Origin of the sequence: Pollutimonas thiosulfatoxidans, assembly GCF_004022565.1 — a bacterium.
GTDB classification, from domain to species: Bacteria; Pseudomonadota; Gammaproteobacteria; order Burkholderiales; family Burkholderiaceae_B; genus Pusillimonas_D; species Pusillimonas_D thiosulfatoxidans.
The window spans coordinates 2,972,973-2,991,473 of sequence record NZ_CP022987.1 but is presented as its reverse complement, the minus strand read 5'-3'; the positions used below and the strand labels follow the sequence as shown (position 1 = coordinate 2,991,473).

Annotated in this window: 14 protein-coding genes and 1 tRNA gene; 3 read left to right on the top strand and 12 right to left on the bottom strand. The window is 59.0% G+C overall.

Going from position 1 to position 18,501, the window contains the following annotated elements:
• Positions 1-9: 9 nt before the first annotated feature.
• Positions 10-480 carry a 30S ribosomal protein S7 gene (rpsG, locus tag CKA81_RS14515; protein WP_128355928.1) on the bottom strand — a complete coding sequence of 157 codons (471 nt, stop codon included), beginning with the start codon at positions 478-480 and terminating at the stop codon, positions 10-12.
• Positions 481-616: 136 nt separating this feature from the next.
• Positions 617-994, bottom strand: a complete 378-nt coding sequence (gene rpsL / locus CKA81_RS14510; protein WP_041682771.1) for a 30S ribosomal protein S12 — start codon at positions 992-994, stop codon at positions 617-619.
• Positions 995-1,428: 434 nt separating this feature from the next.
• Here rpsL and CKA81_RS14505 point away from each other — a divergent pair, with 434 nt between their 5' ends.
• Genes CKA81_RS14505 through CKA81_RS14495 form a run of 3 tightly spaced genes read left to right on the top strand, consistent with a single transcriptional unit; the run spans position 1,429 to position 5,163 of the window.
• Positions 1,429-2,142: a response regulator transcription factor gene (locus CKA81_RS14505; protein WP_128355927.1), complete on the top strand. Its 714-nt coding sequence runs from the start codon at positions 1,429-1,431 to the stop codon at positions 2,140-2,142.
• The gene (locus CKA81_RS14500) at positions 2,139-3,248 is read left to right on the top strand and encodes a FecR family protein (protein ID WP_128355926.1); all 1,110 of its coding nucleotides are present in this window, start codon (positions 2,139-2,141) and stop codon (positions 3,246-3,248) included. The genes CKA81_RS14505 and CKA81_RS14500 overlap by 4 nt, the downstream gene beginning before the upstream one ends.
• Positions 3,249-3,258: 10 nt before the next feature.
• Complete coding sequence (locus CKA81_RS14495; protein WP_128355925.1) at positions 3,259-5,163, top strand: CHASE2 domain-containing protein; 1,905 nt, start codon at positions 3,259-3,261, stop codon at positions 5,161-5,163.
• Between the two features lie 56 nt (positions 5,164-5,219).
• Here CKA81_RS14495 and rpoC read toward each other — a convergent pair whose 3' ends face one another.
• The 10 genes from rpoC to tuf all read right to left on the bottom strand — a co-directional run bounded on the left by rpoC (position 5,220) and on the right by tuf (position 18,482).
• Positions 5,220-9,467, bottom strand: coding sequence for a DNA-directed RNA polymerase subunit beta' (gene rpoC / locus CKA81_RS14490; RefSeq protein WP_128355924.1), 4,248 nt, complete (start codon positions 9,465-9,467; stop codon positions 5,220-5,222).
• A complete protein-coding gene (gene rpoB, locus CKA81_RS14485; protein ID WP_128355923.1) occupies positions 9,467-13,579 on the bottom strand; it encodes a DNA-directed RNA polymerase subunit beta in 4,113 nt (1,370 codons plus the stop codon). The genes rpoC and rpoB overlap by 1 nt, the downstream gene beginning before the upstream one ends.
• Before the next feature lie 162 nt (positions 13,580-13,741).
• A complete protein-coding gene (gene rplL, locus CKA81_RS14480; protein WP_128355922.1) occupies positions 13,742-14,122 on the bottom strand; it encodes a 50S ribosomal protein L7/L12 in 381 nt (126 codons plus the stop codon).
• 71 nt (positions 14,123-14,193) lie between these two features.
• Positions 14,194-14,718, bottom strand: a complete 525-nt coding sequence (gene rplJ / locus CKA81_RS14475) for a 50S ribosomal protein L10 (protein WP_128355921.1) — start codon at positions 14,716-14,718, stop codon at positions 14,194-14,196.
• A 232-nt stretch (positions 14,719-14,950) separates the two neighbouring features.
• Positions 14,951-15,649 (bottom strand): 50S ribosomal protein L1, encoded by a 699-nt coding sequence (rplA, locus tag CKA81_RS14470; protein ID WP_128355920.1) that lies wholly within the window; start codon positions 15,647-15,649, stop codon positions 14,951-14,953.
• A 2-nt stretch (positions 15,650-15,651) separates the two neighbouring features.
• Complete coding sequence (gene rplK, locus CKA81_RS14465) at positions 15,652-16,083, bottom strand: 50S ribosomal protein L11 (RefSeq protein ID WP_128355919.1); 432 nt, start codon at positions 16,081-16,083, stop codon at positions 15,652-15,654.
• A 65-nt stretch (positions 16,084-16,148) separates the two neighbouring features.
• Positions 16,149-16,682, bottom strand: a complete 534-nt coding sequence (gene nusG, locus CKA81_RS14460) for a transcription termination/antitermination protein NusG (RefSeq protein WP_128355918.1) — start codon at positions 16,680-16,682, stop codon at positions 16,149-16,151.
• Positions 16,683-16,691: 9 nt separating this feature from the next.
• Positions 16,692-17,072: a preprotein translocase subunit SecE gene (gene secE, locus CKA81_RS14455; protein ID WP_128355917.1), complete on the bottom strand. Its 381-nt coding sequence runs from the start codon at positions 17,070-17,072 to the stop codon at positions 16,692-16,694.
• Positions 17,073-17,122: 50 nt separating this feature from the next.
• Positions 17,123-17,198, bottom strand: a tRNA-Trp gene (locus CKA81_RS14450).
• Positions 17,199-17,291: 93 nt separating this feature from the next.
• Positions 17,292-18,482, bottom strand: a complete 1,191-nt coding sequence (gene tuf, locus CKA81_RS14445) for an elongation factor Tu (RefSeq protein WP_128355916.1) — start codon at positions 18,480-18,482, stop codon at positions 17,292-17,294.
• Positions 18,483-18,501 lie beyond the last annotated feature (19 nt).

The window sequence follows — 18,501 nt, the reverse complement described above, 5'->3', positions numbered from 1 at the left end:
GTCCTTAGATTACCAACGGAAATGGCTGAATGCCTTGTTGGCCTCTGCCATCTTGTGAGTGTCCTCACGTTTTTTCATTGCTCCGCCGCGGCCTTCGGATGCGTCAAGCAACTCGCCGGCCAGGCGCAGATCCATCGATTTCTCGCCACGCTTCTTGGCTGCTTCACGCAACCAGCGCATGGCAAGAGCCAGGCGGCGCACAGGGCGCACTTCAACCGGCACTTGATAGTTCGCGCCACCGACACGGCGGCTTTTCACTTCAACGAGAGGCTTGATGTTGTTAATCGCGGTGTTGAACACTTCGATAGGCTCTTTGCCAGTTTTAGCCTGAATCTGATCGAAAGCGCCGTAGATAATACGTTCGGCAACAGCTTTCTTACCAGACAACATAACAACGTTCATGAATTTGGCGAGCTCTACGCTGCCAAACTTTGGGTCGGGCAGAATATCACGCTTGGGTACTTCGCGACGACGAGGCATTTTTAACTTCCTTGTGACAGTTCAGTTGAACCGCTATTTGCGGCCACGATCATTCATTGGAATGATCACTTACATGCTGCGGGCACATGCCCACGGCTGCACTGATGCGACCAGCCGAGCTGGACTATAAATGGGTTTAAGCTTTCTTCGGACGTTTCGCACCGTACTTGGAGCGCGACTGCTTGCGGTCTTTCACGCCTTGCAGATCGAGCGAACCGCGAACAATGTGATAACGCACACCGGGCAAGTCTTTGACACGACCGCCGCGGACAAGAACCACCGAGTGTTCCTGCAGGTTGTGACCTTCGCCGCCGATGTACGAAATGACTTCGAAACCGTTGGTAAGGCGTACCTTGGCGACTTTACGCAAGGCCGAGTTAGGCTTTTTAGGGGTGGTGGTGTATACGCGAGTGCAAACACCACGACGCTGAGGGCAGTTCTCGAGCGCTGGGCTCTTGCTGCTCTCGCGTGAGACTTCGCGCGGCTTGCGCACGAGTTGGCTAATGGTTGGCATGACCTTTTCGCATCCTGTTTTACGAATTACGTGTACTGTCGTACTTGATTTAACGCCTGCCACCGCGATATCCGTCAGGTAAACCAAGACGGCCAACAGGGCAACTTGCGGCGGATTTGCGCAAAAACCGCCAGCCACGATAAAAAACGTAAAAGAGCGGGTCTTGCAGCAACGCTACGGGCGTTACGGGTGGGTTACTACGGGTTATTGCTTAAAGCTTCTTACCTTCCTGAAGTACCGCTAAAAAGCGCCAGTTCATTAAAGTAAGCTTGCCATCGTAGCATGTCAGTTGTCATCTGGTCAACAACGCATAAGCGTGTTTGTCAAGCCGGGGGTGTCCATGAGGCCAATACGCGACGCCGGCACCGCTCGACACCACGCGCCGCCATAACGTAACATCCGGTTATGACAAGAAACCATAGGCGCACACGGGCATGAACATCGCTTCTCTGGAGGATGATTTCTCCGAAGGGCGACTGATCCAGCAAACCCTCGAGAACGCCGGCTATCGCTGCACCGTCTTCCCCACCAGCAACGAATTGCTGTCCGCGCTTCGCAAGACGCAGGGCTACGACCTATTGCTGCTCGACTGGGAAATGCCCGACATCAGCGGTCTCGATGTCTTGCATTGGGCGCGCGGCAACTTCGGTCCAGCGCTCCCCATCATGTTTCTTACCAGCCGCACCCTGGAAGAGGATCTGGTGACCGGCTTGCGGGCCGGGGCTGACGACTACATGATCAAACCGATCCGGCAAGGCGAGCTTACGGCAAGAGTAGAAGCACTGTTGCGTCGCCATCATGGCGCTCCGGTACAAGAGCTGGCTTTCCGTTGCGCTGCTTACGAGATCGATCCTGGCGCGCTAACCATCAGCCTGCGCGGCCGCCCGGTAGAACTCACGCCTAAAGAGTACGAGCTGGCCTTGCTTCTGTTTCGCAATCCGGGGCGGCTGTTCTCGCGCGACGTGCTAAGCAGCAACGTATGGCAACGCGACATCCCCGCCACATCCAGAACACTGGACACCCATCTTTCCAATCTCAGACGCAAGTTGCAGCTGGAGCCGCAGAACGGCCTGCGCCTGAACGCATCCTACGCGCTGGGCTATCGCCTCGAAATACTCCCCGACCAACCTGCTTCCGGTGCTCCATGACGCTCTCATTGTTTGCCCGCTCTTTGCTCAGTCTGGTTTTTGCCACTATCTGCGGCGTGCTGATGCCGGCCGTCGGAAACGCACAACCGGCAGGGGCCGCCGGAGAGAACTTCATCCACAGGGTCCAGCCGGGCGACACCTTGATTGAACTGTCGCAGCGCTACACCGAAACGCCATCAAACTGGAGCGCCTTGCAGCAACTTAACGCCGTCCAGGAAACTACCCGTCTTCCTATCGGTCTTGCCCTGAGGATTCCGTTCAGCATGATTCCGGAAATTCCGGCGCGGGCTAAGGTGCTGCATGCCGTGGGTGACGTCAGCGCAAACCAGCGGCCTGTCGCGGTGGGCGACTTGCTGGAGGAAGGTGCGGCCATCCAGACCGGCTCGAACGGGTTTCTTACACTGACGCTATCGGATGGCAGCACTTTGGCCATCCCCCCCGACTCTGCTTTGCAGCTTGAGCGCGTGCGCGTGTTCCGGGCGGCAGCGCTTACCGACACGATATTCAAGATGGAGCGCGGTTCGCTGGAATCTCAGGTCGCCCCACAAGACACGGGCGTGGGCCGCTTTGAGGTACGCACGCCGGTCAGCATCACGGGGGTGCGCGGCACAAACCTGCGTGTGCATACGCTTAAGGACGGCTCCAGAAGCGAGGTGCTGTCCGGCATTGCGGCGCTAAGCACCGGCAGTGGAGCCGATCAGGCCAACTTGCGACCGGGCCAGGGCGCTGCCGTGGACGCAACCGGCAAGCTGCTGGGCGTACGCACGCTTTTGCCGGCACCGGTCTTGTCAGATCCCGTACGAGGAGGAAAAGGCTGGGTAGTATCCTTTGATCCGGTACCGGGCGCCGTCGGCTACCTGGTACGGGTCGCCGGCGACGCGACCGGGTCCATACTGTTTTCCAGCCAGCGCTTTCCAGCCCCCGAGGTCACCTTCAGCGCGCCGGGCAGCGGCGAGTTCCACCTGATGGTGCGCGCGATTGACCAGGATGGCCTCATGGGGCCAGACGCGACACTGCCTTTCCTGGGCCGACGCACCCTACAAAGCTCCGACGGTTCTGCGGTGTCGACCGGCTACGGACAGTTGGTCCTGCTGACTGAGCACTGAAGTGAAGGGCATGGCGTGGTCGGTGGGCCTGGGCCGGAGGGTGCGCCGGGAATGGCTGCTGGTGACGGCAGCCATGCTTGTTTTGACGGCGGCCCTTAGCTGGTTCAGTACGCCGCTGGGGCTTTCCCGCCTGGATCATGCCTTCTACGATCAGTCGTCCAGCGCCATCACCGATACGGTCGCGGATGACGATATTGTCATCGTTGCCATCGACGACAGCAGCATAGCGCAACTGGGTTACTGGCCCTGGCGCCGCGCGCTTCACGCCGAGCTTCTCGATCGACTGCGCTTGGCTCGCGTAGTGGCCCTCGATTTACTTTTCACGGATCTGAATCCGGCCTATCCCCATGATGATGCCACGCTGGCTGCCGCCATCAGCGAACATGGCCGGGTGATCCTGCCTGTGGTGGCCGGCGCCGACCATGCCGCGACACTTGCCCCCGTTCCGACGCTTGCCGCGAGTGCCGCCGGCATCGGATACATAGATATTTCACCCGATAGCGATGGCGTAGTCCGGCGTATAGCATTTACCGGCAAGGCTGATAATGGCCCCCCGCACTTTACGCTGGCCATGCTGGATATTGCAGGCGTGGACACCAGCACGGACAGCAGTCCATCGCAATTAATCCCCTACGTCGGCCCACCGGGAAGCTTTCGGATGTATCCGTACGCGCCGGTAGTGACAGGCCTGGTGCCGGCCGAGGTTTTCCGCGACAAGTATGTACTTGTCGGCTCGTGGGGCTCGGGCTTGGGCGACAGCTTTCCGGTCCCCGTATCAAACAGCGGCGCCACCATGTCGGGCGTGGAGATCCTGGCAAATATGCTGAACAGCCAGATACATGGCTTGTGGATCCAACAGCCGTCCGCGTGGGTAGTGGCGCTGTTGTCCTGCCTGCCGGTCGTGCTGGCCTGCGTGGCCTTGGGATGCCTGTCGCCACGTCGCTCTTTCATAGCAAGTATCACGCTCTTGCTGCTGATCTTCCTCGTCGACGGTTTGCTGTTGCACTACGGGCAGCTTTGGATTCCGCCTACGGCTGCCCTGCTGGGCGTGGCGCTTAGCTATCCGGTGTGGACCTGGCGTAGCCAGGAGGCCGCCCTGCAACATATCGACCAAGAGCTACAGGCCATGGACGTCGAACGCCGGCAGCTGGGCGATACCATAGCAGAGCGGGGCGGGCCTACAGTTGGCACTACCCTTCCGGCGCGCATCGTTCAGCTTCAACTTGCTGTGACGCAACTGCGTGTTGCCCGCCAAAGGCGTGAAGAAACGGTCCGTTTCCTGTCGCACGACATGCGCTCGCCACAGAACGCCATCCTGGCCTTGACCCAGCTGCAGCGCGGCCATACCGGCGCCTTGCCACAGCCAGAGCTGCTTGAGCGGATAGAGGGATACGCCCACAAGACTCTGGCCCTGGTGGACGGCCTGGTGGAACTGGCGCGCGCGGAGTCGGCCCCGATCCCGGCGCAACCTGTAGACCTCGTCGCCGCAGCCTTGCAGGGCTGCGATGATTTCTGGGGCTTGGCCCGCTCGCGCGGTATCGCCATTCGCCTGGACGATCATCCCGAATCGGCGTGGACAGAAGGCGACCCTTCACTAGTAGCCCGTGCATGGTGCAACTTGCTGGACAATGCCATCAAGTACAGTTTCGATCACACAGCCATCACGTGCCGGATCCATCGTGAAGGCGACCTGTGGAGCATGACGGTTCAGGATGAAGGCAGCGGCATTGAAGCGTCGCAACTGGAAGAATTATTTCAGCCCTTCAGGCGCCTGCCCGGCAGTCAACAGCAAAGCGGCGCCGGCTTGGGATTGGCCTTCGTCAAGGCCGTGGCGGAGAGACACGGCGGCAGCGTGCGCGTCAGCAGCCGACAGCCCGGCGGCACCCGCTTCAGCCTCTGCTTCCCGGCGGTATAAAAAAAAACGCCAGACCGCTAGGCCTGGCGTCTTCAATACTGCAGGGAACTGCCCAGTTACTCTTCGGCAGCGCCTTCACTTGCGTCGGACGCCGGGCCTTCATGCGCCTCTGCAACTTCAGCAGGCGGCGTGTCTTCGAACGGGTTGGCCATGGCGCGTGCTGCTTGACGCTCGGCAGCTTCGTGAGCCTCTTTGTCTTTGCGCGCCAAGTGATAAGCCATGCCGGTACCGGCTGGTATCAGTCGGCCCACAATGACGTTCTCTTTCAGGCCACGCAAGTCGTCCCGCTTGCCCATGATGGCAGCTTCGGTCAACACCCGGGTCGTTTCCTGGAAGGAAGCGGCGGAGATGAACGAGTCGGTCGACAGCGATGCCTTGGTGATGCCCAGCAGTACGTTGTCGTAGGTTGCCGGCAACTTGCCGTCAGCTTCCATGCGGTCGTTTTCGTTCAGCAACTCGGAACGCTCGACCTGCTCGCCCGTAATGAAGCTGGTATCGCCCGGATTGGTGATGTTCACCCGGCGCAGCATCTGACGAACAATCACTTCGATGTGCTTGTCGTTGATCTTTACGCCTTGCAGACGATACACGTCCTGCACTTCATTGACGACATAGCTGGCCAAACGCTCGATACCTTGCAGACGCAGGATGTCGTGCGGGTCGGCGGGGCCGTCGACGATCATCTCGCCCTTGTTCACTACCTGGCCGTCGTGCACCAGCACCTGTTTTTCCTTGGGAATCAGGAACTCGTGGCTGACGCCTTCCAGGTCGGTAATGACCAGGCGCTGCTTGCCCTTGGTGTCCTTGCCGAACGAAACCGTACCCGTGACATCGGCAAGCATGCCGGCATCTTTCGGGGAACGGGCTTCGAACAACTCGGCCACACGAGGCAGACCACCGGTAATGTCGCGCGTCTTTTGCGATTCTTGAGGAATACGCGCCAGAACTTCACCGACCGATACCTTCTGGCCATCGCGCACCGTGATCAGCGCACCGACCGGGAACGAGATATTGACCATGTGGTCGGTGCCGGCGATACGGACCTCTTCACCGGACTCGCCGATCAGTTTGATCTGCGGACGCATCATGATCTTGCCGCCACGCGTCTTGGGCGTGATGACGACCAGGGTGGACAAGCCGGTTACTTCGTCCAGCTGCCTGGCCACCGTTACGCCCTCTTCGATGTTCTCGAAACGGACGACACCGGCGTACTCGGACACGATAGGACGGGTGAGAGGATCCCAGTTGGCCAGCCGCTGGCCAGCCTTGACGACGTCACCGTCGCCCACGGCAATGGTGGCACCGTAGGGGATCTTGTGGCGTTCGCGTTCGCGGCGGGCATCATCAAAAATGATGATCTCGCCAGAGCGGGAGATCGCCACGCGTTCGCCCTTGGCGTTGGTGACGTAGCGCAACCCAATGGCAAAACCGATAGTGCCTGACGATTTGGTTTCGACGGAACTGGCCATGGCGGCACGCGATGCAGCACCACCGATGTGGAAGGTACGCATCGTAAGCTGCGTGCCCGGCTCACCGATGGACTGTGCGGCAATGACGCCGACAGCCTCGCCTCGGTTGACCAGATAGCCGCGACCCAGGTCACGGCCATAGCAACGGCCGCAAAGCCCGTGTCGGGTTTCGCAGGTAAGCGGCGTGCGGACCTTGACTTCGTCCACGCCGATGCTGTCGATGAACTCGACCAGATCTTCGTCCAGCAGCGTGCCAGCTTCCAGGGCGGTTTCCTGCGTGTCGGGATTGACGATGTCGATCGCCGTAACGCGGCCCAGGATGCGGTCACGCAAGGGCTCGATGACTTCACCGCCCTCGACCAGGGCTTTCATGGAGTAGCCGCGGCTGGTGCCGCAATCTGCTTCGGTGATGACCAGATCCTGCGTCACGTCGACCAGGCGACGCGTGAGGTATCCCGAGTTTGCCGTCTTCAGTGCCGTATCGGCCAGGCCTTTACGTGCACCGTGAGTCGAGATGAAGTACTGCAGTACGTTCAGCCCCTCGCGGAAGTTGGCGGTAATGGGGGTTTCGATAATCGAGCCATCCGGCTTGGCCATCAGTCCGCGCATACCGGCAAGCTGCCGGATCTGGGCGGCCGAACCACGGGCGCCAGAGTCGGCCATCATGTAGATGGAGTTGAACGACTCTTGACGGACGTTTTCGCCATGACGGTCTACGACAGGTTCGGTAGCCAACTGTTCCATCATGGCCTTGCCGACTCGATCGCCCGCCTTGCCCCAGATGTCGACCACGTTGTTGTAACGCTCTTGCGACGTTACCAGGCCCGACGAGTATTGCTTGTCGATCTCTTTGACTTCCTTGCTGGCCTGCGTCAGGATGTCTTCCTTGACCGACGGGATGAGCATGTCGCTCATGGCAATCGAGATACCGCCGCGCGTAGCGAGGCGGAAACCGGACTGCATCAGCTTGTCGGCAAAAATGACGGTGGCACGCAAACCGCAACGACGGAACGACTGGTTGATCAGGCGCGAAATTTCTTTCTTCTTGAGCGGGCGGTTCAGCACCGAGAACGGCAGGCCCTTGGGCAGGATCTCGGACAGCAAGGCACGTCCGACCGTCGTTTCAAAACGCTTGAGCACCGGTTGCCATTCGCCTTCGGCATCCTTCTCGTATTCGTTCAGGCGCACCGTAACGCGGCTTTGCAGCTCGACTTCACGGTTGTCGTAGGCGCGTTGCACCTCGGACACATCCGTGAAGAACATGCCTTCGCCCTTGCCGTTGATGCGTTCGCGCGTGGTGTAGTACAGGCCCAGCACGATGTCTTGCGACGGCACGATGGAAGGTTCGCCGTTGGCCGGGAACAGCACGTTGTTGGAAGCCAGCATCAGCGTGCGGGCTTCCAGCTGTGCTTCCAGCGACAGCGGCACGTGAACAGCCATCTGGTCGCCGTCGAAGTCGGCGTTGAAAGCCGCGCAGACCAGCGGGTGCAGCTGGATGGCCTTGCCTTCGATCAGTACCGGCTCGAACGCCTGGATGCCCAGACGGTGCAGCGTAGGCGCACGGTTGAGCATGACGGGGTGTTCGCGGATGACTTCTTCAAGAATGTCCCAAACGACTGGCTCGTGGCTTTCGACCAGCTTCTTGGCCGCCTTGATGGTCGTAGCCAGGCCCATCATTTCAAGACGATTGAAAATGAAGGGCTTGAAGAGCTCGAGCGCCATCAGCTTGGGCAGGCCGCACTGATGCAGCTTGAGCTGCGGACCCACCACAATGACTGAACGACCGGAGTAGTCGACCCGCTTGCCCAGCAGGTTTTGACGGAAACGACCGCTCTTGCCCTTGATCATGTCTGCCAGGGACTTGAGCTGGCGCTTGTTGGCGCCCGTCATGGCCTTGCCACGACGACCGTTGTCCAGCAGCGAATCGACGGACTCTTGCAACATGCGCTTTTCGTTGCGCAGGATGATGTCCGGCGCCTTCAGTTCAAGCAGGCGCTTCAGGCGGTTGTTGCGGTTGATGACGCGACGATAGAGATCGTTCAGGTCGGACGTGGCGAAACGGCCGCCGTCCAGCGGCACCAGCGGACGCAAGTCCGGTGGCAGCACTGGCAATACTTCCATGACCATCCACTCGGGCTTGATGCCCGACTTCTGGAAACCTTCCAGCACTTTCAGGCGCTTGGAGATTTTTTTGATCTTGGCGTCGGACGAGGTGGCCTTGAGTTCGGCGCGCAGGGTCTCGACATCGCGATCGATGTCGATGGTGCGCAGCAGCTCGCGGACGGCTTCCGCACCCATCAGGGCGTGGAAGTCGTCGCCGTATTCTTCCGTCTTGGCCAGGAAGTCGTCGTCGGACATGATCTGGCCGCGCTTGAGCGGCGTCATGCCCGGTTCGATTACGCACCATGCTTCAAAATACAGCACGCGTTCGATATCGCGCAGCGTCATATCGAGCACCATGCCCAGGCGCGACGGCAGGCTCTTGAGGAACCAGATGTGCGCAACCGGGCTGGCCAGTTCGATATGGGCCATGCGCTCGCGACGCACCTTGGCAACGGTGACTTCGACACCGCATTTTTCGCAGATCACGCCGCGATGCTTCAGGCGCTTGTACTTGCCGCAAAGGCATTCGTAATCCTTGATGGGACCGAATATCTTGGCGCAGAACAGGCCGTCACGCTCGGGCTTGAAGGTGCGGTAGTTGATGGTTTCTGGCTTGCGTACTTCGCCATAGGACCACGACCGCACTTTCTCAGGCGATGCGATGCCGATCTTGATGGCATCGAATTGCTCGTCTTGCGAGACTTGTTTAAATAGATCGAGTAGCGCTTTCATTATTTACGCTCCAAATCCATGTCCAGGGACAAGGATCTAATTTCTTTGACCAGAACATTGAACGACTCTGGCATACCGGCGTCGATGACGTGGTCGCCCTTGACGATGTTCTCGTACACCTTCGTGCGGCCGGAGATGTCGTCGGACTTGACCGTGAGCATCTCTTGCAGCGTGTACGACGCACCGTAGGCTTCCAGGGCCCAGACTTCCATTTCCCCGAAGCGCTGGCCACCGAATTGGGCTTTCCCGCCCAATGGTTGCTGCGTAACGAGCGAGTATGGACCAGTAGACCGCGCATGCATTTTGTCGTCAACCAGGTGATGCAGCTTCAGGTAATGCATGTAACCGATGGTGACGGGACGTTCGAACTCTTCGCCTGTACGGCCGTCGACGAGCCACGCTTGCGTACGGGTATCCGTAAGCTTGAGGCGCTCGGCGATGTCGTCCGGGTAAGCCAGCTCGAGCATGGTCGTGATCTCTTCTTCGGTCGCACCGTCGAATACCGGCGTTGCCAGCGGCACGCCGTTCTTCAGGTTGTGCGCCATTTCGATCACTTCATCGTCGGTAAGCTCGGAAATGCGGGCTTTGGCACCGGCGGTGTTGTAGACCTTCTCGAGATAGGCTCTTACGGCCTTGATCTGAACGTTCTTTTCGTCCTCGAGCATGTCCGCAATGCGATGGCCCACGCCCTTGGCTGCCCAGCCCAGATGCACTTCCAGCACCTGCCCGACGTTCATCCGTGAAGGAACGCCCAGGGGGTTCAGCACGATATCGGCTGGCGTGCCGTCGGCCATGTGCGGCATGTCTTCGACCGGAGTAATCCGCGACACCACACCCTTGTTACCATGGCGGCCGGCCATCTTGTCGCCCGGCTGCAGGCGGCGCTTGACGGCAAGGTATACCTTGATCATCTTGAGCACGCCCGGGGGCAATTCGTCGCCTTGCGTCAGCTTCTTGCGCTTCTCTTCGAAGGCAAGGTCAAATTGATGACGCTTCTGCTCGAGCGACTCCTTGGCCTGTTCCAGCACCACGGCGTGCGCCTCGTCGGACAGACGAATATCAAACCACTGCCAGCGATCCAGCTCGGTCAGGTAGTCCTTGGCCAAAGCCGTGCCCTTGGCCAGCTTGCGCGGGCCGCCGTTGACGGTTTTGCCGACCAGGAACTTGCCGATACGATCGAAGGTGTCGTCTTCGACGATACGCAGCTGATCGTTCAGATCCTGGCGATAGCGGCGCAGCTCGTCGTCGATGATGGACTGAGCACGTTTGTCGCGTTCGATACCTTCGCGCGTGAAGACCTGCACGTCAATGACGGTGCCTATCATGCCCGAGGGCACGCGCAGCGAGGTGTCCTTGACGTCGGAAGCCTTCTCGCCAAAGATGGCGCGCAGCAGTTTCTCTTCTGGCGTAAGCTGGGTTTCGCCCTTGGGCGTTACCTTGCCCACCAGCACGTCGTCGGCACGCACTTCGGCGCCGATGTAGACAATGCCCGAGTCGTCCAGACGATTAAGCTGGGTTTCGGCCAGGTTGCTGATGTCGCGGGTGATTTCTTCGGCACCCAGCTTGGTGTCGCGCGCAACCACCGTCAATTCCTCGATATGGATCGAGGTGTAGCGGTCGTCGGCAACGATTTTTTCGGAGATCAGGATCGAGTCTTCGAAGTTGTAGCCATTCCAGGGCATGAACGCGATCAGCATGTTCTGACCCAGAGCCAATTCGCCCAGGTCGGTCGATGCACCATCGGCCAGCACGTCGCCGCGGGCGACTTGATCGCCCGGCTTGACGATAGGGCGCTGGTTGATGTTGGTGTTCTGGTTGGAACGGGTGTACTTGATGAGGTTGTAGATATCCACACCCACTTCGCCGGCCACGTTCTCGTCATCGTTGACACGGATCACGACGCGCTCGGCGTCAACGTGATCGACGACGCCGCCACGTATGGCCTGTACCGTCGTGCCCGAGTCGACCGCAACCGTGCGCTCGATACCGGTACCGACCAGAGGCTTCTCCGGACGCAGACAAGGCACTGCCTGACGCTGCATGTTGGCGCCCATCAAGGCTCGGTTGGCGTCATCGTGCTCCAGGAAGGGGATCAGCGATGCGGCGACCGATACGATCTGCGATGGCGCAACGTCCATGTAGTGCACGTTCGACGGTGCAGTCAACATGGTTTCGCCAGCCTGGCGGCAGGCAACGAGGTCATCGGCAAACGAGCCGTCTTCGGCCAGCGTGGCGTTAGCCTGGGCGATGACGTAGTTGCTTTCCTCGATGGCCGACAGATAGTCGATCTTGTCGCTGACCTTGCCGTCCACAATCTTGCGGTAGGGCGTTTCCAGGAAGCCGTACTCGTTCAATTGCGCATACAGCGCCATCGAGTTGATCAGGCCAATGTTTGGACCTTCCGGCGTTTCGATCGGACATACCCGACCGTAATGGGTCGGGTGCACGTCGCGCACTTCAAAGCCGGCGCGCTCGCGCGTGAGACCGCCAGGGCCCAATGCCGAGACGCGACGCTTGTGCGTGATCTCGGACAAGGGGTTGGTCTGGTCCATGAACTGCGACAGCTGGCTGGAGCCGAAGAACTCTTTAATAGCAGCCGAAATCGGCTTGGAGTTGATCAGATCGTGCGGCATGAGGTTTTCGGTCTCTGCCTGGCCCAGGCGCTCTTTGACAGCGCGCTCGACACGAACCAGACCGGCACGGAACTGGTTCTCGGCCAATTCGCCAACACAGCGAACACGACGATTGCCCAAGTGATCGATGTCGTCGATCTGGCCACGGCCGTTACGCAGCTCGACCAACACCTTGATGGTTTCAAGGATGTCTTCGTTGGTCAGCGTCATGGGACCGGTGATGTCTTCACCACGGCCCAGACGGCTGTTGACCTTCATGCGACCTACGCGCGACAGATCGTAGGTGTCTTCGCTGTAGAACAGTCGCTGGAACAGTGCTTCGACCGCGTCTTCGGTAGGGGGCTCGCCGGGACGCATCATGCGATAGATGGCGACACGAGCTGCCATCTGGTCAGCCGTTTCGTCGGTACGCAGGGTTTGCGAGATATAACCGCCGCGATCCAGGTCATTGATGAACAAGGTCTGGATGTCGCGGATGCCGGCGACACGCATGTCGGCCAGCATGGTTTCGGTGATTTCGTCGTTGGCGTTGGCGATGACTTCGCCCGTTTCCGGATTGACGATGCCCTTGGCCAGCACACGGCCCAGCAGGAAGTCTTCGGGTACGGACACGTACTCGACCTTGGCCGTAGCCAGGTCGCGCAGATGCTTGGCATTGATGCGCTTGTCTTTCTCGACAATGACCTTGCCCGAACGGTCGGTGATGTCAAAGTGCGCGACTTCGCCCTTCCAGCGATCCGCCACAAACTCGAGCATGCCGCCTTCTTCCTGAAGTTCGAAATTATCGAAATCGGAGAAATGCGCCAGGATGGCTTCGGGCGTCATGCCGATAGCCTTGAGCAGTATGGTGACCGGCATCTTGCGGCGACGGTCAACGCGGAAGAACAGGATGTCCTTGGGGTCGAACTCGAAGTCCAGCCACGAGCCGCGGTAAGGAATCACGCGGGCCGAGAACAGCAGCTTGCCCGAGCTATGCGTTTTACCGCGGTCATGCTCGAAGAAAACCCCTGGTGAACGATGCAGCTGCGACACAATGACGCGCTCGGTACCGTTGATGACAAAAGAGCCCGTATTGGTCATGAGCGGTATTTCGCCCATGTATACTTCTTGCTCTTTGACTTCCTTGACGGTGGGCTTGCTGACTTCGCGATCCATCAGAACCAGGCGCACCTTGGCACGCAAGGGAGACGCATAAGTAAGGCCACGCAGCTGACATTCTTTGACGTCGAACACGGGCTCGCCCAGCACATAGCTGACGAACTCCAGGCGCGCCATCTGATTATGGCTTACGATGGGGAATATAGAACTGAAAGCCGCTTGCAGGCCTTCTTCGTTGCGTTTGGACGGTGTAGTATCCGCCTGCAGAAACGTTTTAAATGATTGCAGTTGAGTCGCCAAAAGGTAAGGGACGTCCTGGACGTCTTCACGCTTGGCGAAGCTCTTGCGTATGCGCTTTTTTTCGGTATACGAATAAGGCATGAGCACTCCGACTCGAGGGTTACATGGGCCGTCAACCACGGCCCTGGTTTACGACTCCAGAAAACCCGGCTTCAATAAAAACAAGCAAACCGGAATCGCGGGTTTTCTGGAAACGCAAAAGCCCGGGACGGCCTAAACCATCCCGGGCAAGCGTAAATAGCCTTACTTAAGTTCGACTTTTGCGCCAGCTTCTTCAAGCTTTTTCTGTGCAGCTTCGGCGTCAGCCTTGGACAGACCTTCCTTGACAGGCTTCGGTGCGCCGTCAACCAGATCCTTGGCTTCTTTCAAGCCAAGACCGGTGATTTCACGCACGGCCTTGATGACGCTGACCTTGTTAGCGCCGATTTCAGCCAATACAACGGTGAACTCGGTTTGCTCTTCAGCGGCAGCGGCACCGCCGCCAGCTGCAGGAGCAGCCACAGCCACAGCGGCGGCAGCAGCCGACACGCCAAATTTTTCTTCCATTTCGGTGATCAGCTCGGACAATTCGAGCACGGTCATGCCGCCGATCGCGTCCAGGATTTCAGCTTTGCTTAATGCCATTTTAAGAACTCCAAATATTTATAAATGCCAGGTTGGGTGTCGCTCGGTTCGACGAAATCCGAAGGGGCTGCTTACGCAGCTTCCTTCTGATCGCGCACAGCCGCGAGGCCGCGTACGAACTTGGTTGGAACTTCGTTGAGCGTACGCACAAATTGCGTGATAGGTGCTTGCATCGTACCCAGCAGTTTCGAAAGCAACTCTTCGCGCGAAGGCATGGTGGCCAGGGCCTTCACACCATCTTGGCTAAGCAGGCTGTTGGGCAATGCCCCGCCTTGGATAGCCAGCTTATCGTTGGTCTTTGCGAAACCGGCAAGTACTTTGGCCGCCGAAACCGGATCACTGCTGATCGCATAGATCAGCGGACCGGTAAGCTGTGCAGAAAGCTCCTCGAAGGGAGTTCCGGCGACAGCCCGACGAACCAGCGTGTTTTTGAGAACACGCAGATACACGCCCGACTCACGCGCAGTTTTGCGCAATACGGTTGCAGAGGCGACGTCCAGACCACGGTACTCAGCGATAATGATCGATTGGGCCTTTGCAACTTGTGCAGCGACTTCTTCGATAACTACCGCTTTCTCTTTACGATTGAGACTCACGGTTTGAACACTCCATCAAACGACGCAAAAGAGGGTCTCTTGCGTCAACCGAATGCGGCGCACCTGGTCGAGTTCTTCGTACTGCAAGAATTCTTCCATGGGACGCCGTCTACGCTGGACCCGGGTTTTTTACGACCCGGAATTAAGTTCTGTTAACAGAGCTCCAGCGGTCTTTGACAGCAGTGCCTGGAGATGCCCAGACACAGCCCAAAGTTCTTTACCCCAAGGCCTATCAGGCGGCCGTCAGGGATGCTAATTCAACGCGCGCGCCGCCGCCCATCGTGGACGAGACGGCCAGCTTGCGCAGATACACGCCCTTGGCTGCGGTCGGACGAGCCTTGTTCAAGGCATCGACCAGGGCGGCCAGATTGGTTTGCAGCTGCTCGACGCCGAAGGAGGCGCGACCGATAGTGGCATGGATGATGCCAGCCTTGTCGGTACGGTACTGAACCTGTCCAGCCTTGGCGTTCTTGACGGCGGTGACGACGTCAGGAGTTACCGTACCCACTTTTGGGTTAGGCATCAGGCCACGCGGGCCGAGGATCTGGCCCAGCGCACCAACGACACGCATGGTGTCAGGCGATGCGATGACGATGTCGAAATCGATCTGTCCGGCCTTGATGCTGTCGGCCAGGTCGTCCAGGCCGACGATGTCGGCGCCGGCGGCCTTGGCGGCTTCGGCTTTTTCGCCCTGCGCGAATACAGCAACGCGGACAGCCTTACCTGTACCTGCTGGCAGCACGACCGAGCCACGAACCAGTTGGTCGGACTTCTTGGGGTCGATGCCCAATTGCACGGCTACGTCGATGGACTCATCGAATTTTGCCGTGGCAGTGTCTTTGACCAAAGCCAGGGCTTCGGCGACAGGGTAAAACTTGTTGCGATCGATCTTGGCGGCAATAGCGGCCGTACGCTTGGATAATTTGGCCATGCTTATACCCCTTCCACCGTGATGCCCATGCTGCGCGCGCTGCCAGCCACCGTGCGTACAGCGGCGTCCAGGTCGGCCGCCGTCAGGTCGGGTGCCTTGGTCTTGGCGATCTCTTCAGCCTGGGCACGGGTCAGCGTACCGACCTTGTCCAGGTTGGGACGCGCGGAGCCCTTTTGTATGCCACTGGCCTTTTTGATCAGGATGGTGGCAGGCGGCGTCTTCATGATGAAGGTGAAGCTCTTGTCTGCGTAGGCGGTAATGACCACTGGAATAGGCAGACCGGGCTCCAGGCCCTGCGTCTTGGCGTTGAACGCCTTGCAGAATTCCATGATGTTCAGACCGCGCTGACCCAGCGCCGGACCGATAGGGGGTGAGGGATTAGCCTTACCAGCTGGTACTTGCAGCTTGATAAAGCCGACGATTTTCTTCGCCATGCTTTGCTCCTTGCGGGTTCATGCGCCGAACAGCGATGTGCTGTAACGGCTCCCCGGGGTTGAAGTCAGGACTTCTCGACCTGACCGAAATCGAGTTCGACAGGGGTGGCGCGGCCAAAAATCGTGACCGAGACACGCACCTTGCTTTTCTCGTAATTAACGTCTTCAACGTTGCCGTTGAAATCTGCAAACGGGCCTTCCTTGACGCGGACCATCTCGCCCACTTCGAACAGGACCTTGGGCCGTGGCTTCTCGACGCCTTCTTCCATCTGCGAAAGGATTTTCTCGACTTCGCGATCAGAAATAGGCGCGGGACGATTACCCGAGCCGCCCAGGAAACCGGTAACCCGGTTGGTGTTCTTTACCAGGTGCCAGGTCTCGTCGGTAAGATCCATCTCGACCAGGACATAGCCCGGGAATATGCGTCGCTCGGAGATGGACTTCTTGCCACCCTTTACCTCGACGACTTCTTCGGAAGGAACCAGAATACGACCAAAGGAGGTTTCCAGCCCTGCACGTTCAATACGCTCGACGAGCGCTTTGTGCACGCTTTTTTCCATTCCGGAATAAACGTGTACGACATACCAACGCTTGCTCATGTGTGTCCTTTATTTCCAGCCAAGCAGCAGGCCGTAAATGGCCCACGCGAGCCCTTTGTCGACAACCCACAACAAAATGCCGATGACAACGACGAACACAAAGACAATACCCGTCATCTGGGTGGCTTCTTTACGCGTCGGCCATACCACGCGTTTGGTTTCGTTGTAGGCGTCGCGCCCGAAGCTCATGGTGCGGCGGCCCGGTTCGCTGAACCAGGCAATGATGCCGGCGACCACCAGCCCGGCCAGGAACACGCCCACCCGGGCGATGGTCGGTTGACCCTCTAGCACCGAGTAACCCACAATACCGGCGACGATAACGAGCACGGCCAGACCCATTTTGATGCGGTCGGCGGTACTGGTAACGGTTTCTACGTTGCTATTCGACATATTCCGGCATGTGGCGCCGCCCTAGCGGCAGCGATGTGACTGACTGTGTGTGGCAGGGGCAGTAGGAATCGAACCTACAACCTTCGGTTTTGGAGACCGACGCTCTGCCAATTGAGCTATACCCCTAAACCCTGTAGCGACGTATTGGCGGTATCCATCGCTTTTTACAACGAAAGCGGAAGAGCGCCAAGACGCTCATCCGCCCTTCTGGACTGCGTGTTACTTGGTAATGCTGGCTACGACGCCGGCGCCCACGGTACGGCCGCCTTCGCGAATAGCAAAGCGCAGACCTTCTTCCATGGCGATCGGGGCGATCAGGCTGACCTTGATCGAGACGTTATCGCCTGGCAGAACCATTTCTTTGTCCGCTGGCAGTTCGATCGTACCCGTTACGTCCGTCGTACGGAAGTAAAACTGGGGACGATAGCCCTGGAAGAACGGCGTGTGACGGCCACCTTCATCTTTGGACAGAATGTACACCTCGGCCGAGAAGTCCGTGTGCGGCTTGATCGAGCCGGGCTTGGCCAACACCTGGCCGCGCTCGACGTCTTCGCGCTTGGTGCCGCGCAGCAAAATACCCACGTTATCGCCGGCTTGACCTTGGTCCAGCAGCTTGCGGAACATCTCGACGCCCGTGCAAGTGCTCTTGACCGTGTCCTTGATGCCCACGATTTCGATTTCTTCGCCAACCTTGATGATGCCACGCTCGATACGGCCGGTAACCACCGTGCCACGACCGGAGATCGAGAACACGTCTTCCACCGGCATCAGGAACGTGCCGTCAACGGCGCGCTCTGGCGTAGGAATGTAGGTGTCCAGCGCTTCGGCCAGGGCCAGGATGGCGGGCTTGCCCAGGGGGCCTTCGTCGCCTTCAAGAGCCAGCTTGGCCGAACCCTTGATGATCGGGGTGTCGTCGCCAGGAAAGTCGTACTTGGACAGCAGCTCGCGCACTTCCATCTCGACCAGCTCGAGCAACTCTTCGTCGTCGACCATGTCGGCCTTGTTCAGGAACACGATGATGTACGGCACGCCGACCTGGCGCGAGAGCAGGATGTGCTCGCGCGTTTGGGGCATGGGGCCGTCAGCGGCCGAGACCACCAAGATGGCGCCGTCCATTTGCGCCGCGCCCGTGATCATGTTCTTGACATAGTCAGCGTGGCCCGGGCAGTCAACGTGCGCGTAGTGACGCGCTGTCGTTTCGTACTCGACGTGCGAGGTGTTAATGGTGATGCCGCGCGCTTTCTCTTCAGGCGCTGCGTCAATCTGTGCGTAGCCTTTGGCTTCGCCGCCAAATGCAGTGGCCAGCACCGTGGTGATCGCTGCCGTAAGTGTCGTCTTGCCGTGGTCAACGTGCCCGATCGTACCTACGTTTACGTGCGGTTTGGTCCGTTCAAACTTACCTTTTGCCATGGCAGACTCCTGACGATGG